This is a genomic window from Buttiauxella gaviniae ATCC 51604 (genome assembly GCF_001654835.1).
Classification (GTDB): Bacteria; Pseudomonadota; Gammaproteobacteria; order Enterobacterales; family Enterobacteriaceae; genus Buttiauxella; species Buttiauxella gaviniae.
In genome coordinates this window covers 1-23,401 of sequence record NZ_LXEP01000029.1, presented here as the reverse complement: position 1 = coordinate 23,401, position 23,401 = coordinate 1, and the positions used below count along the sequence as shown (strand labels likewise).

At 46.9% G+C, this 23,401-nt stretch carries 18 protein-coding genes, 1 tRNA gene and 1 pseudogene; 12 read left to right on the top strand and 8 right to left on the bottom strand.

Annotated features, from left to right (window positions below; translation table 11 throughout):
* The 8 genes from tssK to M977_RS14930 are packed head-to-tail and all read left to right on the top strand — an operon-like array spanning position 1 to position 12,312.
* Positions 1-1,344 (top strand): type VI secretion system baseplate subunit TssK, encoded by a 1,344-nt coding sequence (gene tssK, locus M977_RS14965; RefSeq protein WP_064516429.1) that lies wholly within the window; start codon positions 1-3, stop codon positions 1,342-1,344.
* Positions 1,345-1,348: 4 nt separating this feature from the next.
* Complete coding sequence (icmH, locus tag M977_RS14960) at positions 1,349-2,110, top strand: type IVB secretion system protein IcmH/DotU (protein ID WP_064516427.1); 762 nt, start codon at positions 1,349-1,351, stop codon at positions 2,108-2,110.
* 13 nt (positions 2,111-2,123) lie between these two features.
* A complete protein-coding gene (tssH, locus tag M977_RS14955) occupies positions 2,124-4,754 on the top strand; it encodes a type VI secretion system ATPase TssH (protein ID WP_064516426.1) in 2,631 nt (876 codons plus the stop codon).
* Positions 4,754-5,440: a type VI secretion system-associated protein VasI gene (gene vasI / locus M977_RS14950; RefSeq protein ID WP_064516423.1), complete on the top strand. Its 687-nt coding sequence runs from the start codon at positions 4,754-4,756 to the stop codon at positions 5,438-5,440. The genes tssH and vasI overlap by 1 nt, the downstream gene beginning before the upstream one ends.
* Before the next feature lie 18 nt (positions 5,441-5,458).
* On the top strand, positions 5,459-6,862 hold the full coding sequence (gene tssA, locus M977_RS14945) for a type VI secretion system protein TssA (protein ID WP_064516419.1): 1,404 nt from the start codon (positions 5,459-5,461) through the stop codon (positions 6,860-6,862).
* 15 nt (positions 6,863-6,877) lie between these two features.
* Positions 6,878-10,420: a type VI secretion system membrane subunit TssM gene (tssM, locus tag M977_RS14940; RefSeq protein ID WP_064516416.1), complete on the top strand. Its 3,543-nt coding sequence runs from the start codon at positions 6,878-6,880 to the stop codon at positions 10,418-10,420.
* Positions 10,421-10,467: 47 nt separating this feature from the next.
* The gene (locus M977_RS14935; RefSeq protein ID WP_064516414.1) at positions 10,468-11,820 is read left to right on the top strand and encodes a VasL domain-containing protein; all 1,353 of its coding nucleotides are present in this window, start codon (positions 10,468-10,470) and stop codon (positions 11,818-11,820) included.
* A gap of 12 nt (positions 11,821-11,832) precedes the next feature.
* A complete protein-coding gene (locus M977_RS14930; protein WP_064516412.1) occupies positions 11,833-12,312 on the top strand; it encodes an Hcp family type VI secretion system effector in 480 nt (159 codons plus the stop codon).
* 393 nt (positions 12,313-12,705) lie between these two features.
* Here the strand turns inward: M977_RS14930 and M977_RS14925 are convergent, their stop codons facing one another.
* The 3 genes from M977_RS14925 to dnaQ form a co-directional block, all read right to left on the bottom strand.
* Complete coding sequence (locus tag M977_RS14925) at positions 12,706-13,545, bottom strand: DUF4225 domain-containing protein (protein WP_064516411.1); 840 nt, start codon at positions 13,543-13,545, stop codon at positions 12,706-12,708.
* Positions 13,546-13,978: 433 nt separating this feature from the next.
* Positions 13,979-14,055: transfer RNA gene (locus tag M977_RS14920), tRNA-Asp, on the bottom strand.
* Positions 14,056-14,188: 133 nt separating this feature from the next.
* Positions 14,189-14,920 carry a DNA polymerase III subunit epsilon gene (gene dnaQ / locus M977_RS14915; RefSeq protein ID WP_064516410.1) on the bottom strand — a complete coding sequence of 244 codons (732 nt, stop codon included), beginning with the start codon at positions 14,918-14,920 and terminating at the stop codon, positions 14,189-14,191.
* Between dnaQ and rnhA the strand changes: the two genes are divergently transcribed.
* Positions 14,874-15,449: a ribonuclease HI gene (gene rnhA / locus M977_RS14910; RefSeq protein WP_166671959.1), complete on the top strand. Its 576-nt coding sequence runs from the start codon at positions 14,874-14,876 to the stop codon at positions 15,447-15,449. The genes dnaQ and rnhA overlap by 47 nt on opposite strands.
* Here the strand turns inward: rnhA and M977_RS14905 are convergent.
* The gene (locus M977_RS14905; RefSeq protein ID WP_064516407.1) at positions 15,397-16,164 is read right to left on the bottom strand and encodes a methyltransferase domain-containing protein; all 768 of its coding nucleotides are present in this window, start codon (positions 16,162-16,164) and stop codon (positions 15,397-15,399) included. The two genes, rnhA and M977_RS14905, sit on opposite strands and share 53 nt — an antisense overlap.
* 36 nt (positions 16,165-16,200) lie before the next feature.
* Between M977_RS14905 and gloB the strand changes: the two genes are divergently transcribed.
* Both gloB and mltD read left to right on the top strand, forming a co-directional pair.
* Positions 16,201-16,956 (top strand): hydroxyacylglutathione hydrolase, encoded by a 756-nt coding sequence (gene gloB, locus M977_RS14900; RefSeq protein WP_064516405.1) that lies wholly within the window; start codon positions 16,201-16,203, stop codon positions 16,954-16,956.
* Between the two features lie 70 nt (positions 16,957-17,026).
* Positions 17,027-18,385, top strand: coding sequence for a murein transglycosylase D (gene mltD / locus M977_RS14895; protein WP_064516404.1), 1,359 nt, complete (start codon positions 17,027-17,029; stop codon positions 18,383-18,385).
* A 62-nt stretch (positions 18,386-18,447) separates the two neighbouring features.
* Here mltD and M977_RS14890 read toward each other — a convergent pair whose 3' ends face one another.
* The 3 genes from M977_RS14890 to M977_RS14880 form a co-directional block, all read right to left on the bottom strand.
* Complete coding sequence (locus M977_RS14890) at positions 18,448-19,215, bottom strand: class I SAM-dependent methyltransferase (RefSeq protein ID WP_064516403.1); 768 nt, start codon at positions 19,213-19,215, stop codon at positions 18,448-18,450.
* Between the two features lie 70 nt (positions 19,216-19,285).
* The gene (locus tag M977_RS14885; protein ID WP_064516748.1) at positions 19,286-20,086 is read right to left on the bottom strand and encodes an endonuclease/exonuclease/phosphatase family protein; all 801 of its coding nucleotides are present in this window, start codon (positions 20,084-20,086) and stop codon (positions 19,286-19,288) included.
* Between the two features lie 150 nt (positions 20,087-20,236).
* Positions 20,237-21,412 (bottom strand): MFS transporter, encoded by a 1,176-nt coding sequence (locus M977_RS14880; RefSeq protein ID WP_064516401.1) that lies wholly within the window; start codon positions 21,410-21,412, stop codon positions 20,237-20,239.
* A gap of 104 nt (positions 21,413-21,516) precedes the next feature.
* On the opposite strand from M977_RS14880, the pseudogene yafC reads away from it, so the two are divergent.
* Positions 21,517-22,430: pseudogene (gene yafC / locus M977_RS14875) on the top strand (DNA-binding transcriptional regulator YafC).
* On the opposite strand, the gene dkgB reads toward yafC, so the two are convergent.
* Complete coding sequence (gene dkgB, locus M977_RS14870) at positions 22,427-23,230, bottom strand: 2,5-didehydrogluconate reductase DkgB (protein WP_064516396.1); 804 nt, start codon at positions 23,228-23,230, stop codon at positions 22,427-22,429. The pseudogene yafC and the gene dkgB sit on opposite strands and share 4 nt — an antisense overlap.
* Between the last annotated feature and the right edge of the window lie 171 nt (positions 23,231-23,401).

Here is a 23,401-nt window from a genome sequence, read left to right as displayed (position 1 = left end):
GTGGCAACCATGAAAAATAAAGTCATCTGGCAGGAAGGTTTATTTGTTAAACCTCAGCATTTTCAGCAACAGCAACGACATAACGATTATGTTCTACAGAATCATCTGCTGGCTCTGAGTAATATCAACTGGGGTTTTACCGATCTGGATATTGATGAAACCCAACTCAAGCATGGCAAAATCAGCATTAATAAAGCGATTGGATGTCTGTCCGATGGAACAGTTTTTAGCATTCCGGATCAGGATATTATTCCCGCTCCCCTGCTAATTAATGAGTTGAAGACTTCGGCTAGCCGTGAAATTTATCTGGCTCTGCCAATCATTAGCGATGTGATTAATGAAGTTGAAGGAATGCATAGCGCAGGGCAATCTTCGGGACGTTATCGTATTAACTACAGCGATGTTCGCGATCTTCATACTAATGAAGGAGATGCCAGCGCTCTCGCTCTGGGGCAATTAGTTCCTTGTCTGATGAGCGGAGCCGAAGATTTAAGTTCCTGGGTGACGATCCCTTTATGTCGCATTAAAGAACGCCATCCCAATGGGATGTTAGAATTAGATCCCGAATTTATTCCCAGCGTCATGACGACTCATTCGAGCACCGCCTTGACGCGTTATCTTGGGGAAGTGACCGCCTCTGTCACTAACCGCGCCGAAGAACTGGCAAAACGTATTGGCGCGCCTTCGCAACAAGGTATTGCCGATGTTGCCGAATTTATGATGCTGCAGATGTTTAACCGAAACCAGACAAAATTCGCTCATCGCTCTGCGCTGGCTCGGCTACATCCTGAGATTTTTTATCTCGATTTGATTTCATTATATGGCGAGCTTGTGACCTTCACAGAAGAAAGCCGACTGTCCGAAAAGCTTGGTTTTTATCAGCAGGAAAATCTGACCGAAACGTTTCATCAGATAATGCCTCGATTGCGCAAAGCGCTAAGTACGGTATTAGCACCACGCGCTATGAATCTGCCACTTACTTATATGGATGGCATTTATGCCGCCGTCGTCAATGATTCAACCCTGCTGCAATCCGCGACCTTTGTGCTGGCGGTGAAAGCGCAGATGCCACACGAAACATTACATCGCCAATTTGTGCAGCAATCCAAAATCAGCTCGGTGGAAAAAATCCGCAATGTGGTGAGCGTTCAAGTCCCGGGGGTTCAACTGGTGCCGCTTTCCACCGCACCTCGCCAGATCCCTTATCACGCCAATTATGTCTACTTCACTCTGGATAAAAACAGCCTCGCCTGGGCGGAAATTGTGCGTCACAACGGAATCGCTTTGCACGTCTCCGGGAATTTCCCGGAACTGGATCTGCAGCTTTGGGCAATAAGAGGATAACGCCGTGAGCGAACTCTCTGAAGCATCGATTTTCATTGATGAAACCAATGAAGATAGCCAACGCCATTATCGACTGGCGCTTCGCGGCAACAGTCTGAATCCCATGATTGATGGAGCAACCCCTCTTCTTGGCATGGTGTTACGGCTAAAAACCATGAGCAGTCGTGGATTACCGGACCATCTTTTTGGTCAGGTTGTTACCGATATTCGTGCGATTGAGCAACTACTCCAGAACCATGGCTACGAGCCGGGAACCATCATTTCGTTTCGTTACGTTCTTTGTACTTTCATTGATGAAGCGGCATTGGGGCAGGGCTGGTCAAGCCAGAACGAATGGGTAAAACAATCACTGCTGGTGCATTTTCATAATGAAACCTGGGGCGGTGAGAAGATTTATATTCTACTTGAAAGGCTGATTGGCGAACCGAAACGATATCGCGATCTCCTTGAGTTTCTGTACTTATGTTTTTCGCTCGGATTTCGTGGTCGCTATAAAGTCAGTATGCAAAACAACGACGAATTCGAACATATATTTCGTCGCTTACACCACGTACTCCACCAGTTGCGTGGGGATGGTCCCTTCCCGCTATTGCATCTGGATAAAAGAAACCAGCATTCGCCTTACCGCTTAGTAAAACGCCTGGGCATTAAGCATTTGCTCGTAGGCGGTATCACCCTACTACTTGCGACCTGGTTATTTTATCTGCTGCGCTTGAACGCGCAGACCCAGGACATTTTGCAGCAGCTGAGTGGCTTACTGAGATAATAAGGATATTGAGATGATCCAGATTGATTTACCTACGCTGGTTAACCGGCTGAATATTTTGTCAAAACAGGCGCTGGAGATGGCAGCGGCTGAATGCGTCAATCAGCAAGCATCAGAAATTACCGTCGCGCAAGTCCTGGTACAAATGCTGGCGACTCCGCGTAGCGATGTTCGTATTATTGCCGAACAATCCGGGATTGACCTCGGGGAGCTGCGCGACGCATTGACCCTCGTCGGTGAATATAAAGGTCAATCCGTTGATAGCTACCCAAGCTTTTCACCCTTGCTGGTGGAATGGCTAAAAGATGCATGGCTGTTGGCCTCTGCAGAGATGCAGCTTGGACAATTACGCGGTGGAATCTTACTGCTTGCCCTGCTTCATACGCCTCTGCGTTATGTACCGCCTGCCGCAGCACAATTACTGGCGCAGATAAACCGCGACCTGCTCCGACTGAATTTTGCCTCTTGCACCAAAGACTCAGCCGAATCCGTCATTCTTGATGACAATGGCAAAACACAGGCACTCACACACAGCGAAGAGAGTATGCTCGCCCGTTACTCCACCAATGTGACGAATGATGCACGCAACGGCAAACTCGACCCGGTTTTGTGTCGCGATGCCGAAATTGATCTGATGATCGATATTCTATGTCGCCGACGGAAAAACAATCCCATTGTTGTTGGCGAGGCGGGTGTAGGTAAAAGTGCATTAATTGAAGGACTTGCTCTTCGTATCATCCATGGTCAGGTCCCGGAAAAGCTGCTGAATACAGAACTCGTGACCCTCGATTTAGGTGCGCTTCAGGCAGGAGCATCCGTTAAAGGCGAGTTTGAAAAACGTTTCAAGGGGATCATGACGGAAGTCCGTGAAGCCACAACCCCGGTGATTTTATTTATCGATGAAGCGCATACGCTTATTGGTGCAGGTAATCAACAGGGCGGGCTGGATATTTCCAACCTACTTAAACCCGCGCTGGCTCGTGGTGAACTGAAAACCATCGCGGCGACGACCTGGAGTGAATACAAAAAATATTTTGAAAAAGATGCTGCACTTTCGCGGCGTTTTCAGCCCGTTAAGGTCAACGAGCCAACCGCAGCTGAAGCGACCATTATTTTGCGCGGACTGGCGTCTGTCTACGAGCAGGCGCACGGCGTATTAATTGATGATGAAGCATTACAGGCCGCCGCTACACTTAGCGAACGTTATCTTTCTGGCCGTCAGCTTCCCGATAAAGCGATTGATGTCCTGGATACCGCCTGCGCCCGCGTGGCGATAAATATCTCATCCCCGCCACGCCAAATCTCGGCTCTCACCACGCAGAGCCATCAGTACCAGGCAGAAATCCGTCAGTTGGAGCGCGAGCAGAAAATAGGTTTGCCACAAAACGATGCTCGCCTGCTTGAATTACATCAGCTTCATGAACAGGCGAATGCACAGCTCGGCGTACTGGATGAAAGCTGGCACCATCAGCAAGATTTAGTGCGGCACATTGTGGCGCTGCGTCATGAGCTACTGATGAACAGTGAAGAGAGTGATGCAACAACGTTGCCCGAGAAACGCGAAAAACTTCAGTCGCTAATGATGGAGCTGGATACGTTGCATCAGCAGCAGTTGCTGGTATCCCCACATGTCGATAAGCGCCAGATTGCCTCGGTTATTGCAGAGTGGACAGGCGTGCCGCTTAACCGCTTGTCGCAAAGCGAAATGACGCTAATTACTGAGTTGCCAACATGGCTCGGTGACAAAATTAAAGGCCAAACGCTTGCCATTGCACAGTTACATAAACATCTTCTGACGGCGAGAGCTGACCTGCGCCGCCCGGGACGCCCGTTGGGTGCGTTTTTGCTGGCAGGCCCAAGCGGCGTCGGCAAAACAGAGACAGTTTTGCAACTTGCTGAGTTGTTATTCGGCGGCCGCCAGTACCTCACCACGATCAATATGTCTGAATTCCAGGAAAAACATACCGTTTCACGCTTGATTGGCTCGCCGCCAGGTTATGTCGGTTACGGCGAAGGCGGAGTGCTGACAGAAGCAATTCGTCAGAAACCCTATTCCGTCGTTTTGCTTGATGAAGTTGAAAAAGCGCATCCGGATGTGCTGAATCTCTTCTATCAGGCTTTCGATAAAGGCGAAATGGCCGATGGCGAAGGCCGCCTAATCGATTGCAAAAATGTGGTCTTCTTCCTGACCTCCAACCTGGGTTACCAGGTCATCGTCGAACATGCGCAAAATCCAGATCAGCTCCAGGAAGAACTTTATCCGGTACTGGCTGATTTCTTCAAGCCGGCTCTGTTGGCACGCATGGAAATTATTCCTTTCCTGCCCCTCTCAGATGAGACCTTAAAAACCATTATCGCCTCGAAGCTGGAAAGGCTCGTGACTCTGCTAAAACAGCGATTCAATGCTGAAACGATAATTTCAGCGCAAGTCAGTGAAGAAATTATGCTTCGCGTCACGCGGTCCGAAAACGGTGCTCGCATGCTCGAATCCGTCATTGATGGTGAAGTTTTACCGCCGCTTTCGTTACTGCTGCTGCAAAAAATGGCAGCGGGTTCAGCCATCCAGCGTGTGCACATCGCTGTTGAGGAACACCGTTTCACCGCAGAGATTGAAGATGCGGCAGCTGAGGCGCAAGGGATCTGATGAAGGGATCGACATTAGCCAGCATATTGCTGGCTTTAATACCGCTACAAGCCAGTTGTATCGCGCCCCAGTTGGAAAATCTCCCCACAGAAGCCACGCTAAAAGCGATGCTAACTTGTCGGGCCGAACCGGCTTCACTGGTGCGCCTGGACTGTTACGACCATGTTCTGGCACCACAATATCCTGGATTTGCTGGCGCGCTAAAAAAAGCCCAGCAGCAGGGCGAAGCCTGGATGCGAGCCTATAACCAGGAGTTGGAGCGTGACGATCACTCCACCACTTTTATAACCCGGCAAACGGAAGGTGAGCGCCCTTCTGTGGTAATTACCACTCCAGCACTGGGAAGCGTGCCCCCTCGCCCAGTTTTGATGTTCAGTTGCATTGATAACATCACTCGAATGCAAATTGCTTTACCTGAACCACTTAAAAGTGCACCAAATCTGTCGATTACTACGGAAAAAACTCACTTTAACGTCCATTGGTTTTTACGTGAAAGCGATTCACTTCTTGAGTCCAGCCGAGGCCTGGCCGGGATCGATGAAATCAAAAAACTATTCGCTGCACAGACGCTGACTGTAGACATTGACGGCCAGTCGCAACCTTCCCTGCATGCGATGACATTTGCCATTACCGATCTGGAAAAGACACTTGAACCAATGCGGGCTGCCTGCCATTGGGCAAGCTAGTTTTACAAGGAAGCTAATATGGATATTTCAACATCGCAGACATGGGTTGAACACGTTGTCGCTTCTCTATCAGAAGAACAAATCAGTTCCGTGCTCAGCGAAAGTAATGCCGACTGGGAATATATTGACCGGGAAATGGTTAAGCTGGGGTCACTTAATCACTCACAGCTTGATATTGCTGAAATACAGCAGCGTTCCCTGAAATTACTGGCGAACGAAAGCAAAGATTTTCGCGTAATAGTCCATTTGCTGCGAACACTGCAACATTCAGGGAAAGCGGTTGAGTTGATACTTTCCGTTCAACTGCTGAATCAGTATCTACAGCAATTCTGGAAGCAATCATGGCCACATAAAGAGGCTCATAAAAACCGCTTCGCACAGCAGATACTCTCTCGTTTTGAGGCAGCTGCGGCAAACTTTGCCAGTGACTCAAACGAAACCCAGCATACAACTATGTTCGGTGAATTTGCTCAACTCACAACGTTCTGGCAAGAAACTGGCTGCGAGCAACTTGCCGCGACTGCGCATGAGTTAACGGCGCTTTATCAGCGTCATATTCAGGAACATGCTTCTGCGCCAGTGGATAATGTATTAGCTACCAGCCCCAATTTATCGACGGCTATCAGTACACCTCTCCCCACTATTCCCATTGAAAATCATGACGATAAAGCCTGGCGACAAACGCTTTTAAAAGTTGCGGATTTGCTCTGCGAGCACAATCCACAATGCCCGGTAGGATATCGTCTGCGTCGCTATGCTATCTGGCAAACCATTACCAGTGCCCCACAGGCTGAAGTTGATGGAAGAACACCGCTGGCTGCATTCTCTGTCGATTTAATGGCGGACTACCAGGCTCGTGTGACAGCAGCAAATAGTGAACTCTGGGAACAGGTTGAGAAGAGCCTTCTGCTGACGCCTTACTGGTTCGACGGACACTGTCTGTCAGCCCATATTGCAATGCAGCTAGGGTATTCAGATACCGCAAATGCGATACGTGAGGAGCTTAATCATTTCTTAAACCGAATTCCTGCGCTAAAAACATTACTGTTTAACGATCATTCCCCTTATTTGTCACAAGCGACACAGCGTTGGCTTGATACGCATGCAGCGAAAGCGGCTTCTACTTCTTCTCTGAGCAGTAATGGCGATACAGAAAATCTTTGGCAGTGCTTTTCGGAGCAAGGTCTTACCCCTGCATTGCAATTACTCGATCAATACCAACAACAAGCTCACGAACCACGAGATCAATTTTACCGACAATTTTTTGGCGCCCAGCTTTTTGAACAAGCCGGATTGGTCACTACTGCACGTCAGCAATACAAAATGCTGCATCAAACAGCATGCCAGATGACGTTACCTCAGTGGGAACCCGTCTTACTTAAACAATTAGAAGAAAAAATCACGATGGACAGTGATGTTTAAACAGGAGTTTATATTGTGTTCAAAGTATCTAAACCCAGCTTTCTAAGAGCGCTAAGACCGACACTGAAACCAGCAATGCCGAGGTTAAAAATCTCCGCAATGATTTTGCTGATTGTGGGCTGGGTATTATCACTGATCTGGATTTGGTGGAAAGGGCCAACCTGGATGCTGGGGGACCAACATCCACTCGCTCCGCAGGCTAACCGCTGGCTGGCAACGGCCGTCTGGGTACTGATTGCACTGACATGGATAACATTGCGTATCGTTAAACGATTGCAGTTTCTCGAAACTCTGCAACAGCAGCAACGTCAGCATGAAAAGGATCCGATAAGCCTGGAGATCCACCAGCAACAGCGCCATCTCGATCATTGGTTGTTACGCCTGCAACGCCATCTGGCGCGACGTAATTACCTCTACCATTTACCCTGGTATATGATCATTGGTACTTCTGGAAGCGGGAAAAGCACGCTTTTAGGAGAAGGCTATTCTGCCGATACCATTTACGCGCCGGAAAAAGCCCGCGGCGAAAATACCTCAACCTGGCATATCGCACCTCGTGTCGGCGCTCATGCAGTTATTTTCGATATCGACGGGGCACTTATCGAACAGCCCGTTAGTGACCAGGAAGAAACGAATTCTAACGCTAGATTATGGGTACATTGGCTGGACTGGCTAAACCAGAAGCGTCATCGCCAACCCCTCAACGGCATTATTCTAACGGTGGATTTGCCCGAGCTATTAACAGCAAATAAAAATCAACGTGAACGTCAACTCACGATATTGCGCCAGCGTCTTCAGGATATCCGCCTGCAGCTTCATTGCGAACTGCCGGTCTATATCACTTTAACAAAACTTGATCTGCTTTATGGATTCGCCCCACTTTTCCAACCGCTTGATAAGCAAGAGCGAGATGCAACGTTGGGTATCACTTTTACCGCAGGTGCTCACGAAAATGAGCGCTGGCGTGAGGAGTTACACGCCTTCTGGCAAGAGTGGATGGAGCGTTTTAATCAGGCGCTACCGAATTTGTCACTCAATCATGTGGAAAGCAGCCAGCGAAGTACGTTATTTAGCTTTAGTCGTCAGGTTCAGGGAATTATTGAGCATCTGGAAGCCCTTATTTCTGGTTTGCTGGCAGGCGACAATATGTCAGTGATGCTGCGCGGGGTTTATCTCACTTCATCACTGCAACGTGGCCAGGTTGACGACATGTTTATTCAGTCAGCCGCAGCACAATACCGACTGGGGCAAAATGCGTTGACCTCCTGGCCAATGGTCGAAACACAGCCTTATTTTACCCGCAAACTGTTCCCCCAAACGTTGCTGGCAGAACCTAATCTGGCAAGCGAAAACAGCGTGTGGCTTGGGAAAAATAGACGTCAACTCACTGTTTTTTCCGCTGTTGGAGCCGTTGCGGCAATCGCGTGTATTGCTGGCTGGCATCACTATTACAAATCGAATTACCGTTCGGGTGTCACCGTTCTTGCACAGGCAAAATCCTTTATGGATATCCCGCCGCCACAGGGAATTGATGAGCTTGGTAATCTGCAATTACCCTTACTCAACCCCATTCGAGACGCCACTCTTGCTTACGGTGATTATCGTGAACATAACGCCCTCACCGATATGGCTCTTTATCAAGGAAGAAGAATTGGCCCGTATGTCGAGAGAACTTACTTGCAACTGCTCGAGCAGCGCTATTTACCGGCATTGCTAAACGGATTGATTCGCGACCTGAACAATGCGGAGCCAGGAAGTGAGAAAAAACTCGCGGTACTCAGGGTTATCCGCATGCTCGAAGATAAAAGCGGCCGCGATAATAAAGTGGTGGAACAATATATGAGTCAACGCTGGAGCGATAACTTCCATGGTCAGCGAGGGTTGCAGGGGCAACTTATGGCACATCTGGATTATGCCCTTGAACATACAGACTGGCAGGCGCAACGCATGTCCGGTGACAGCGATTCAATTAATCGTTTTATACCGTATACGAAACCCATTGCAACAGCACAGAAAGAGCTCAGTAAGCTTTCAATTTATCAGCGCGTTTACCAGAGTTTGCGCACCAGAGCATTAGGCGTGTTGCCTGCAGACCTGAACCTGCGCGATCAAATTGGGCCAAGCTTTGACAAAGTGTTTATTGCCAATAAAGAAGAAGATCTCTCTGTTCCTCAATTCCTGACGCGCTACGGGTTGCAAAGCTATTTCGTTAAGCAGCGCGACAGCCTGGTTGAACTTACCGCGCTGGATAGCTGGGTTCTGAATATCACCAAAGATGTGACCTACAGTGCCGCCGATCGTGAAGAGATTCAGCGGCATATTACTGAGCAATATATCAGCGACTATACCGCGACATGGCAGGCAGCACTGAACAATCTCGATCTGCGGGAATATGAGGATATGCAACAGGTGATTGATGCACTCGAGCAGATAATTAGTGGCGATCAGCCTTTTTACCGTGCTCTGCAAACGCTCCGCGATAATACTCAATCACCACCTCCCCCAGCCAACCTGCCGGATAAAACTCGTGAAGCGATGATGTCTGCACTGGACTTCCAATTGCTTACTCGTCTTGGGCGCGAATTTGCTCCAGAAAACAGTGTGCTGACCGAGCGAAAAGACAAAGACAGCACCTTGCAGACGGTGTATCAGCAATTAACCGAGTTGCATCGCTATCTGCTAGCCATCCAAAACTCACCGGTACCGGGTAAATCTGCACTTAAAGCTGTGCAGCTTCGCCTTGATCAAAACAGTAGTGATCCAATCTTTGCGACACGCCAGTTGGCAAAAACTCTCCCAGCCCCATTGAACAGATGGGTGGGCAAACTTGCCGATCAAGCCTGGCATGTTGTGATGATAGAAGCGGTTCATTACATGGAGGTCGAGTGGAACGAAAAAGTGGTGAAAACCTGGCAGCAGACTTTAGCCAATCGCTATCCATTTGATCCACAAGCCGAACAAAATGCATCGCTGGATGCTTTCGATCGTTTCTTCAAACCAGCCGGGATCCTCGATAGTTTCTACCAGGAAAACCTCAAACTGTTTATTGAAAACAAACTTACGTTGGGTGAAGACGGGCAGGTCCTGATCCGCCAGGACGTACAGCAACAACTTGAGACAGCGCAAAAAATTCGCGACACCTTCTTCACACAACAAAGTGGCTTAGGGACGCAATACGCCGCAGAAACCGTTGAGTTATCCGCCAATAAACGCCGCAGCGTTCTGAATATGGATGGTCAGTTACTGGACTACAGCCACGGGCGCAATTTCACGGCTCATCTGGTGTGGCCAAATACAATGCGAGAAGGGTCAGAAAGTAAGCTCACGCTCATTGGAACTGGGGGGGGAGCACCTCGAAGCATCAGCTTTAGCGGACCATGGGCGCAGTTCCGCCTGATAGACGCAGGCCAACTGACCAATGTTGAAGATGGCTCGTTTGATGTTCGGTTTAATGTCGATGGCGGCCATATGATCTATCGCATTCACGTAGATACTCAGGACAACCCATTCACCGGCGGGCTTTTTAGCGATTTCACCCTTCCGGATACATTGTATTAAGGGCTATTCCCCGGTGTCAGCGCCGGGGATATTCAGGGAATGACAGTATGAACGACACAAAATTGATCATCAAATTGGGCGAAGATCCACGCAGCTTGCCCGAGTTCAGTGCTATTCGTGAAGAGGTGAATAAAGCTAATCATCCCACTCACCCAGAAGTGAACTGGCGGCTCGTCGAATCTCTCGCCCTGACACTCTTTAAAAGCAATGGAGTTGACCTACACAGCGCCACCTATTACACCCTGGCACGCACGAGGCTTAACGGGCTGGGGGGGTTTTGCGAAGGATGCGAATTACTGGCAGGGTTAATTACCGCGGAATGGGAACACTTTTGGCCTCAGAACTATCAGGCTCGCTCAGACATGCTGGAATGGTTTAATAGCCGTGTCGGTAGTATCTTGCGCCAGAACCCTTCCCTTCTCACCGCCGATACCAACCTCTTGCTGCGTACGGAAAGAACTCTGCAACTGATCTGCGATAAGCTTCAGCAAGTAGAATTAAAACGTATTCCTCGCGTTGAGAACCTGCTTTATTTCGTGCAGAACATCCGTAAGCGTGTGGAGAGTGAACAACTTGCACTGTCTACACCTGCATACTCATCACCTACATTGGTTTATATGCCCGCGCAGCCGGACTTTACGGATGCGATGAATTACGCACCACCAATGACAGATTCAAATCCTCAGTCGCCGAAAATTGAAGTGCATTTTCCCGGTTCAGATAATACACCGCGCTCCTGTCCACCATTAACTTTGCGCGGTTTTCTGTCAGGAGCAATCTGTAGCGCAATTATTGCGACTGGGCTTTGGTGGTGGCACGTGCTTCCTATGCAGCAACAGATAAGACAGGTGAATGACACTCCGCAGGGTAGCGCTACACTGTGGCTGGCTTCGCCAACCCTGGAAGATTATTCCAATCGACTGAATCAGTTGCTGGCTATTCCCCCTCTACAGCCACTCGAAACCGGTGAACACCTTATTCGGACCGCTCAAGCTACCTGGCCAGAAAGTACTCAACAACAGTTAGCCAGTGCTAAATGGCAAACAACTTTAAATGCACGTGCAGAAAATAGTCCATCTCTAAGGAGCTATATGCAGGCACAACAGGATGTACATGCATTTGCAGTCCTGCTCGTGGAGCGAGAAAAAAATAAAGAAGGTATGACACTTTCGTATCTCAAAACAGTGGCTTATCAGGTTGAGACTTTATTGAAGCAGGAAACACCACTAGAGGTTTTAATCACCCAATTAGAGGATGCGAAGAGACAACACCAGGACACACAAACACTAGAAAAGCAGATCGATGAACGAATAATTTCCTTGTCGAGCCGTTATCTATTAGTCAGTAATTTCAATGTAGGAAATGAACCTACATTGCCTGTTGATAATAAACACCAGTAAGGGAAAACTACAATGGCAAATTTAATCTATTTAAGTCTGACCGGACAAAAACAGGGAAACATCTCCGCAGGCTGCTGCTCTCTGGATTCAATCGGGAATAGGGCACAGATTGCGCATCTGGATCAGATAATGGTATATGAGCTTTCACATGCTATTACACGACAACAGAATGCAAACCATAACCCGGTAATAATCACAAAACCTATCGACAAATCATCACCTTTATTGGGGAAGGCCATCTCAGAGAATGAAATTTTGACTTGTGACTTTGATATTCACCAGACTAACAGATTTGGGATAAATGAGCTTTACTATAAAATAAAACTAACCCAAGCAAGGCTGGTTGATATCCATCTAATGTTGCCTCATTCGGTGAACAACAATAAAGGCCAGCCGCAAGAAAAGCTATCTTTAATATATGAAACCATCACATGGGAACATACTACAGCAGGAACGAGTGCTTATAGTCTATGGACTGATCGAGTTTACTAACTCACCATTAAATCAGATCGTTAAAATGCTGATTAATATTTATCAATTAATCAGCATTAACCACTTCAGATAGGAAATTATATCCGTTAATTATCGGTTATAATATTTCGACTGAGCTATATAAAAAGGTATGGCATAAGAATATGCACATGCAAAAGGAATTAATACATATCTCATACTACCATCCCCACTAATATCAACATCAAACAGAGGGATTATACCCGTTCGAAAAACCACAAAGTGAAATAGCGCACATAAAACTAATATAATAACCGCAAGGAAATTAATATAAACACTTATGGAGTACAAAAGATGACTAATAATGTAGTAAAAAGGAATCAATGTAAGCATTGTACATAATACATACAAAGTAATTACTGTTATTAAACTCATCTAGTATGCCCTATATTGTCCAAAGACTGTGTTTGCATCACCTAACACTTCTAATACCAGTTCCTTTTTGGACATCATTTTCATACCCATTTGTTTCATTCCCCAAAGCAAGTCAGCATTTATATAGCGATATAGCCGTGTTGCTTCCTCTGTAAGTTTGTATGCAAGTAATCCATTCAAGGAAATACCAACATCAACAAATGTATAAATAACATCAGATTCTTGTTTATTCAGACCAATTATATCCCCAATGCCTTCGTAAACAAACCTGACAGGTCCTATACAACTCTCGCGAAAAAGTAAAAAATAACCACTCTCTATGACATTATTGATCCCATGAGCAACTAATAATGTACCAGGAATTATGCCAACACCACTGCCAATCAATGCTGCACCAGATGCTATTTGCAAGCCACCCGCAACAAAACCGACACCAACCACCACTAAATCAATGTTTTCTTGCTGTCGCCTCTGTTTCGCATCATCTAAACCGAGCTTAACAATGATGACTTGCCTGCGATTATTTCTGCTCAGTTCTTCACTTTGTTTCTTCAGCGATAATATTTCATTATTAATAGCATTTATCGCTTCAGTGACCGTCATTTCACCATTATTAATTTTCGAATTTATCTCTGATGAGTAAGCAATAATTTCACTTATAAAGTGATCTTTTGCCATACTCCATTGTATAAATTTACGAGCAACTTCATTCATCACCTGAATGAGTTCATTTTGTTTATTTAAAAATGTTTCTATACTTACACGTTCAGCATCAGAATCCATATCAAGATGGTTTTTGATATCAGGATTACTCTCTAAATATTCTTTCCATGCATCCATGAGAGACTCGATATTTTTAAGAAACTGTTTGTTGATTATAAAACAGAGTTAATCAATTTTGTTCTTTTTTATTTGCCATATTGATCATGACTAAAATTACAAAAACTTTTTAGATATAAATAATACATTCATATATTAAAATTATAAATACCGGCTTGGTATTGTACTTTTTTATATGCCAATAATAATACGAGTTGCGTCGCAGTGGCAGGAGAGCGGGTCTTTGGACGCTTAGTAAACTAACTAAGCTGGGCGAGTGAGTGCGGCCAACAAAGACGCAGCTTGAAGTATAACGGGTATATGCTTTTAAAAATATTGGCTTTGTACTATCAAAAGAAAGCGTGGCAGAAACAGTTTTGATGATTCGGGAAATTTTATTACCCCCCGAAAACGACGAAAGCCTGAATCATTTCTGATTCAGGCTTTCTGATTGTGGCGGAACGGACGGGACTCGAACCCGCGACCCCCTGCGTGACAGGCAGGTATTCTAACCGACTGAACTACCGCTCCGCGTTTGTTCCCCGTCGGGAACGAGGCAGATAATACGTATAGGGCTCATGAGCGTCAACGTTTTTTCTTATTAAACTAATCGTTTGCCGTTAATTTCACCCAAACGGTGATTTTTAATGCATTTACGCTGTTTTTATAAACGCCACAGGCAACTTCCGCCCTTTTTTTCCACCAGGTCGAGCCGCGATTCATGCGCTTCAAGTTCTGCATCACTGGCACGAATAACTCGTATACCGGAGCTACGGCGCACAACACGCTGAATCCCATTGTCTCCGTTACGCTGCTGCACATCCCCTTCCATCGCAAACTTCAGAGAAGTTTGCCCGCCCGTCATCATTAAATAGACGTCGGCAAGGATTTGGGCATCGAGCAATGCGCCGTGCAACGTTCGTTTGCTGTTATCTATTTCATAGCGAGAGCAAAGCGCATCAAGGCTGTTACGCTTGCCCGGGAACATTTTACGCGCGAGTGCGAGGCTGTCGGTAACTTTACAGAAGGTATTGGTTTTGGGGATATCGCGTTTGAGTTTGCCGAACTCATAATCCATAAACCCGATATCAAACGATGCGTTATGGATGACGAGCTCTGCACCGCGAATATAGTCCATAAACGAATCAGCAACCTGGTCGAAGGTTGGTTTGTCTGCCAGAAACTCATCGGCAATTCCATGCACACCAAAGGCTTCCGGGTCTACCAGACGATCAGGTTTCAGGTATACGTGGAAATTATTACCCGTCAGGCGGCGGTTGATGACTTCAACCGCACCGATTTCTATAATGCGGTGCCCTTCATAGTGCGCACCGATTTGGTTCATACCGGTGGTTTCTGTATCGAGGACGATCTGTCGTGTAATTGCTGTGCTCATAGCGCTCGTTTATGTCAGACTTGGTTTTTTAATCACAGGAAGTCTACCAGAGATGCGCAAACAGGTAGAAATTTTCACCGATGGCTCTTGCCTTGGTAACCCGGGTCCGGGTGGATATGGTGCTATTTTACGCTATAAACAGCACGAAAAAATTTTTAGCGTCGGCTTTCGCCTGACCACAAACAATCGCATGGAAATGATGGCGGCAATCGTTGCACTTGAGGCATTGGTCGAACCTTGTGACGTTGTGCTCAGCACCGACAGCCAATATGTTCGTCAGGGTATAACCCAATGGATTCATAACTGGAAAAAACGTGGCTGGAAAACGGCCGATAAAAAACCAGTCAAAAATGTCGATTTATGGAAGCGACTGGATGCGGCCTTAAGCGAGCACAAAATTAGTTGGGAATGGGTGAAAGGCCATGCCGGTCACCCTGAAAACGAACGTTGTGATGAACTCGCCCGTGAAGCAGCTTCTAATCCAACTCTCGAGGATGTGGGTTATCAGCCAGAGACGGCGAAGCCTTAGTTGTTTCACTAAATTGCCGTGTCGCCCCCACAGCTGAGCGGATTTGCGTTTTTGCTTTCCGGCTTTTCATTGGATTGAGCGTAAGGGGCAATGTCCGCTTACGCGCCACAATGACATGCATGCATCCCAACGCAGGAAGATGGGTACTGAGCATTTTCCCACCTTGTTTACTCCAGGGTAAAACCTGGAAACTGCGTTGGTGCATCACTTCAAAATTCAGCAATGCCAGCCAATCGAACATCCTCATTGGCGTAAACATTCGGCAGCGATATGGCGCACGTTTGCGGATAAATGGCACGACTTTGCCTAAACCTAATAAACTCACCGGGTTGAAACTGCTGATAATTAGCCAGCCATCATCAATGAGTACCCGGTCAGCTTCACGCAATAACCCGTGCGGATCCTGGCACCACGGCAATGTATGAGCCAACATACATGCATCGACTGATTTACCCGCAAAAGGTAAATACAGCGGATCGGCATTCACCTGGAGCCGTTCACCTTGTAAGGCAACATTCACCTGGTGTGAAATAGCACAAGCTTCAGTATTAATTTCAGTGCTTAAGTTCCCTATCTTCAGCAGATGGAAACCAAACATTTTGGCGAGCCATGGCTGGAGTTGGCTTTCCAGAGCCTCACGGTAGTACTCGCCCCAGGGCAGTTCTCCCCAATGATGAGGCGAAATGAAATTTTCAGGTATCCTTGCCGGTTTCATCACTACCTACTTAGCGCAATTCAGAGAGGTTGAATTATGAATCTTAACAGTATTTCTGCGTTCCAGGATAACTACATCTGGGTTCTGAATGATGAGCAAGGCAGATGTATCATCGTCGACCCGGGCGATGCTCATCCAGTATTAAAAACCATTGAGGATAACCACTGGCAACCAGAAGCTATTTTACTGACCCACCATCACAACGACCACGTTGGCGGCGTAAAAGAACTTCTCAAAAAGTACCCAGGCCTTGTGGTATACGGCCCCGAGGAGACACAAGATAAGGGAACGAACCGGGTAGTTAAAGACGGCGATCTGGTCAATATTTTGGAGTATGAATTTACTGTAATTGCCACACCAGGTCACACTTTAGGACATATCTGTTTCTATAGCGCACCTTATCTTTTTTGCGGCGACACGATGTTTTCTGGCGGCTGCGGCAGGCTTTTTGAAGGCACTTCAAATGATATGTTTGATTCTTTTCAAAAGCTTAACAAGCTACCCGGTGACACGTTAATTTGTTGTGCTCATGAGTACACTCTTTCAAACATGAAGTTTTCCTTATCTATCCTTCCAGACGATGAGAAGTTAAACCGATACTGTCGAAAAGTTAATGAGTTACGCGCAAAAAACCAATCAACATTGCCGAGTTCTTTGGCAAATGAGCGCGAAATAAATTTATTCCTTAGAACGGATGATATTGATTTAATAGATAAAATTAACAAAGAAACAAACTTGCAACAACCACGGCAAATTTTCGCCTGGTTACGGACAAAGAAGGATAGTTTCTAAATTTTTGGTTGTGTTGTTTTAAAGTGGAAGGTATTCTTGCTCGTCTTTTAAGCAACCATTTGACACACACATGAAGGCAAAAGCGATATTACTCGCCTCTGTTTTGCTTGTGGGGTGCCAGGCGTCAAGGCATGACGGCAACATCCAACAGCACGCACAGAGTCTGTCTGCAGCTGGTCAAGGTGAAGCAGGAAAGTACACAGGTTCGCGATGGATGGACGATGGGACATACCTCGCGGATAACCAAAACTTGTGGAACTTCATTGGCGACGAGCTAAAGATGGGGGTACCGGAGAATATCCGGATCCGCGAACAGAAACAGAAGTACCTGAAGAATAAGAGCTATCTCCACGATGTAACATTACGGGCAGAGCCGTATATGTACTGGATTGCCGGGCAAGTTAAGAAACGTAACATGCCAATGGAACTAGTACTGCTACCCATAGTGGAGAGCGCTTTTGACCCCCACGCTACATCTTCTGCAAATGCCGCTGGCATCTGGCAGATTGTACCGAGTACGGGTCGAAATTATGGTTTAAAACAGACCAAAGCATACGATGCACGTCGTGATGTAGTGGCTTCGACCACTGCCGCACTCGATATGATGCAGCGTCTGAACAAGATGTTTGACGGCGACTGGTTATTAACCGTGGCGGCGTACAACAGCGGCGAAGGTCGTGTACTGAAGGCAATGAAAGCGAATAAAGCTCGTGGCTTACCTACGGATTTTTGGTCGCTTTCACTGCCACGGGAAACCAAAATTTACGTACCAAAAATGTTGGCTTTGAGTGATATTCTCAAAAACAGCAAAAAGTACGGTGTACGCTTACCAACTACTGACGAAAGCCGTGCATTAGCACGTGTAGAAGTCAGCGATCCGGTTGAGCTTACGCAGGTTGCCGAAATGGCTGGTATATCATTAAGCACGCTGAAGACATTCAACGCCGGGGTGAAAACCTCGACCGTTGGCAAGAATCAACGTTATGTAATGGTACCTAAAAAGCATGCCGATCAGCTAAAAGCCTCTTTGGCTTCTGGTGAAATTGCAGCAGTGCAGCCTCGGCTATTTGCTGATAACCGCAGTACTGCAGGTGGCAGCAAATCTTACCGTGTTCGTTCAGGTGATACCTTATCGAGCATTGCTTCACGCTTAGGCGTGAGTGCAAAAGATTTGCAAAGCTGGAACGGCATACGCGGCGCACACATTAAAGTCGGCCAAACACTCAGCGTCAAAAATGACGCACAGAGTTTAGCTAAGAACGATAGCATCACTTATAAGGTGCGTAAGGGTGACTCGTTGTCGAGTATCGCGAAACGTCACGGTGTGAACATCAAGGATGTTCTGCGCTGGAACGACGATACAGACGATCTGAAACCTGGAGATCAGTTGACGCTATTCGTTAGCAACAACTCTACACCTGATACTTGATTGTTAATCAAAGAAAAAGGCACCTTTTAGGTGCCTTTTTTATGTCTGATGCCCGCACTGAACTACACTCGCTTTGCTTCCAGCATAATAATGTCACTGGTGAATGAACCATCGGCCTGCAATTCAAAATAATGCTGCACTTCATCCGATGCGCTCTTTTGATAGATGCGAATAGCTTCAGCCAGCGCGACTGGTGTTCTCATTCGGGCAATCCAGGTCGAGAACTCCAGATTCAACCGATCACATAACAGGTTTTGCGAGATCAAACCTGCATCATTGAAAAGGCTCAACCACTCACCGCTTGAATAATTGCGAACGTGCGAGGTATCACGCAGGGCTTCGACGGTTTGCAGCCAAATGTCCAGGACAGGATGCCCAGGGGACATCACATCCATAAAGATAACCACACCACCCGGTTTCAATACGCGTTTGACTTCACGCAGCGCCTTGCCAACGTCATGCCAGTGGTGCGCTGAATAGCGGCTAATCACAATATCAAATGAGCAGTCATCAAAGGGTAATGCCTCAGCATAACCACACTGAGTCGTGACATTGTTAATCCCGCGCGTTTGAGCCGCATCATTCACCACGGCCAGCATCTGTTCAGAGAGATCATAAGCCACAACCTCCTTCACTTTCGCAGAAGCAACAAAGCTTGCATGCCCTGCCCCGCATCCCATATCAAGCAGGCGGGCATGAGGGAATGCTGCCAGACGCTCGCTCAGGCGCTCTAAATCACGCCCTGCTGCATGCACAGCACTGGTCAGATAAGCGCTGGCTTGTGAGCCAAATTGTTGATCGACTTTGTCATGGTGAGATTGTGTTGTCATTGTATTGTCCTTGCAGATGATGATAAGTAAGGGCAGCACGTAGTCTGCCCAGTGGCAGACCTGACTAACCTTACAGCTCAGGTTTGCCGGGACGGAATTCGACTAGTAGAGGGTTATGATCGGACGCACGAGTCACTAAAACAGAGGCTTCTGTAACGTTTAAACCACGATAAAACACGAAATCGAGTGGGCGACCAAAAGCACGACGCCGATGATCATCGGTAAAACGGACTTCGCGCAGAGTCATCTCGCGAGCGAAGCGGTAAAGCGCGTTCATTCGTGAGCGGCTCCAGGCATTAAAATCCCCGGCCATGATAACTGGCCCGTTATGGTGACCAATTTGATCGCCAATCGGCCCAAGCTGCTTGCTGTAGACATCGACACCGAGACTGAAATTGACCGCGTGGATATTCACAACCATCAACAGCCGACCATCAGGCAGTGGATATACGGTCACTAATGCGGATTTAGACAAGCGTAAAATCGGCTCACGTTCACGTAGTGGGCAACAATAAACAGGATGAGCAGCGGAAAGTGTCATAACACCCGATGGGTGTTGAGGCAGGACAAATGCCGGAACCTGGTCGGCAGCCAGATAATTACTGGTGGCAAACTTTACCAGCTCAGGGGTAGTCTGAGCCTCCTGCAATAAAACAAGATGAGCATCTTTACCGAAGTTTTGCAGTACAGAAAGCCATTCTGCACGCTGCTGTTTGAAGATATTCCACACCAATACTTTTAGTGAGCCTTCACTTGGTAAAGGTTCCCCGGGCGGCAATGCCTGACCAATAGTTGCAAACGAGCCAGGAGGCAGAATGCGTTCCGCTGGCTGACCGGCAACATATCTCATGGCATAAGTATTTTTGCGCACGTTTTTACTAATGACCTCTGTAACCAAAGAAGCCTCCAAATCGAAGGCTGTCTTTCAGTTATAGGGACTTTAGTGTCGAGTTTCAACGACCAATTCAAACCATTGACGAACAAGACCGTAAGTAATTGCTAACAGCCTTGTTCTGAGTGACTAACTGATAGCAACTTCACGACGTGTATCTAGTCGACCACTGATGGTAATTAAGAACAGTGCACCAACAACAATTACGGCCCCAATCCACGGAGTCTGAGCTAAACCAAAACTTTGAACTGTTTGACCACCAATAACAGATCCTAATGCAATCCCGACGTTAAAAGCGGCAATATTCAGTCCAGAGGCAACATCCACTGCGTTTGGCGCATATAACTCTGCTTTCTGCACAACGTACACCTGCAATCCCGGTACATTACCGAATGCAAAGACGCCCATAATTAACACCGTCACTAAAGCGCCAATATGTGAACTCGCAGTAAATTGGAAGACCAGTAGTAATGCGGCAAGTGCTGCAAAGATGAATTTTAACGCGGGTACTGCTCCATGACGGTCGGCAAGTTTCCCGCCCCAGATATTACCGATAGCCACAGAGACACCGTAGCCCAGCAAAATCCAGCTCACTGCCGCTGGTGAGTAACCCGCAAGGTTTTGCATCATCGGAGCCAGGAAGGTAAATGCGGTAAACACACCGCCGTAGCCCAAAGCTGTTATCGCGTAAATGATCAATAGGCGGGGATGAGTCATCACTTTCAGTTGATCTTTTAAGCTGGCAACTGCACGTGTTGGAATATTTTTTGGAATCAGAATCGTGCTACTGATCAAGGCAATAACACCAATAGCTGAAACGGCGAGGAATGTTTCACGCCATCCGAAATGCTGGCCGATAAATGTTCCGAGGGGCACACCTGTAACCAATGCAACGGTTAAACCACCAAACATAATGGCGATTGCGGTAGCAGCCTTTTCTTTAGGTACCAGACTGGTTGCAATAGTTGAACCAATTGAGAAGAAAACACCGTGTGCAAGGCCGGTTAACAAGCGAGCCACAACCAGCGTTTCGTAGTTTGGCGAAAGCCACGCTAACAAATTCCCCGCGGTGAATAGCGCCATCAAACCAATCAGCAACTGTTTACGAGGAAGTTTCCCTGTCAGAGCCGTCAAGACAGGGGCGCCAACAGCCACGCCCAACGCATAAATTGAAACCAGCAGCCCAGCAGAAGGGAGCGAAATTGAAAGTTGATCAGCAATTGTTGGCACTAATCCAACAATGACAAACTCAGTAGTACCGATTGCGAATGCACTGATAGTCAGTGCCCAAAGCGCCAGAGGCATGATTTACTCCATAACGGGTGTCTTTTGATGACACGCAGTATGGCGTGATGGTTAAATAACAAAAACATGCAAAATCTCAATAGAATATTGTCTCAGGAGCAATAATGAAGGCCACCTCAGAAGAACTGTCGATTTTTGTCGCTGTCGTAGAAAGCGGGAGTTTTAGTCGCGCAGCAGATCAACTCGAGTTGGCGAATTCAGCAGTGAGCCGCTCGGTAAAGAAATTAGAGATGAAATTAGGTGTAACCCTGCTTAATCGTACTACGCGCCAATTGAGTCTCACAGAGGAAGGCGAGCGTTACTTCCGCCGTGTTCAACAGATTTTGCAGGAAATGGCTGCTGCAGAAAATGAGCTGATGGAAACCCGACAAAGCCCGCGTGGTTTACTACGCATCGACGCTGCAACGCCTGTCATGCTTCATCTTTTAATGCCGCTGATTAAGCCCTTTCGTGAGCGCTATCCGGAGGTGACACTTTCCCTCATCTCATCTGAGACATTTATTAATTTGATTGAGCGAAAAGTCGATGTAGCGATACGAGCAGGCACTTTGACAGACTCAACGTTACGGGCGCGGCCTCTTTTTTACAGCCGTCGTAAAATCATTGCCTCACCGGAATATTTAGCGCAGTTCGGTATGCCACAATGTGCTGAGGATCTTCAGGATCATATTTGTCTTGGTTTCTCCGAAACGGAGAGCCTGAATAAGTGGCCAGTTGCACAGGCCGATGGGCTGCGTTATGACATCATACCGGGAATAACATCGAACAGTGGAGAAACACTCAAACAGCTTTGCCTCACCGGAAATGGTATCGCCTGTCTTTCTGACTATATGATTAATAAAGAAATTGCTGAAGGGACATTCGTAGAGTTACTGGCAGACAAACTATTGCCTGTAGAAATGCCATTTAGTGCAGTGTATTACAGCGATCGCGCCGTTAGCAGCCGCATTCGGGCGTTTATCGATTTTCTAAGTGAGCACGTTCAACAGCCCCCGCAGGGGCTGTGATGGAAAATTAATCCCAGTCTGGAGCCAAACCTTCTGGGCTAACCAATCGATCGTTACAGTCCAGTTCACTTATAGCAATCATATCTTCCTCATCTAGCGTGAGAGTCTGCGCCTGGAGATTACTTTGCAGATTCTCACGTTTTGTAGATGAAGGAATCACCGCATAACCCAACTTCATTGCCCATGCCAGGATGACCTGCGCAGGAGTTGCATTGTGCTTTTGAGCAATGCGGCAAATCAGTTCATCTTCCAGAGCTTTACCATAAGCCAACGTCATGTAAGAGGTGATATGGATGTTATGTTCATGTGCCCAATCAACGACTTTACGGTTGTGCAAATACGGTGAAAGCTCAATCTGGTTGGTCGCTATATTTTCAGCCCCCACCGCATCAACAGCCTGCTGCATCAGGTCTATAGTGAAGTTAGAAACACCTATATTGCGCGTCAGCCCTTCTTTTTTTGCTTCCAGTAAAGCCTGCATAAATTCAGCTACCGGCACAGCATCGTTTGGTGATGGCCAGTGAATTAGAGTCAAATCGATATAATCTGTACGCAATTTGCGCAGACTTTCTTTCAAGCTTGGGATTAATTTCTCTTTATTAAGATTCTCGATCCAGATTTTGGTGGTGATAAACAGCTCACTACGTGCAACACCACTTTCCTCAATCGCCTGTCCCACAGCAGTTTCATTATCATAAATTTGTGCTGTATCGACCGCGCGGTAACCTAATTCAAGCGCTGTTTTTACTGATGCGATAACTACGTCATCTTTTAAACGGAAAGTACCTAAACCAAATGCAGGAATTGTCATTATTAACCTCGTTGGGAGATATATCTTTGTCTTTCGAGGATTATGAAGGGTTTAACTTTGGTGAAAAAGATGGATAAATGCAGAAGATAATTGCGTAAAAAGCAATAATAGAGAAAATTTCATGAGTTTTAGGTACGAAAAAGCCCTGAGTCTAGAAGACTCAGGGCTTAA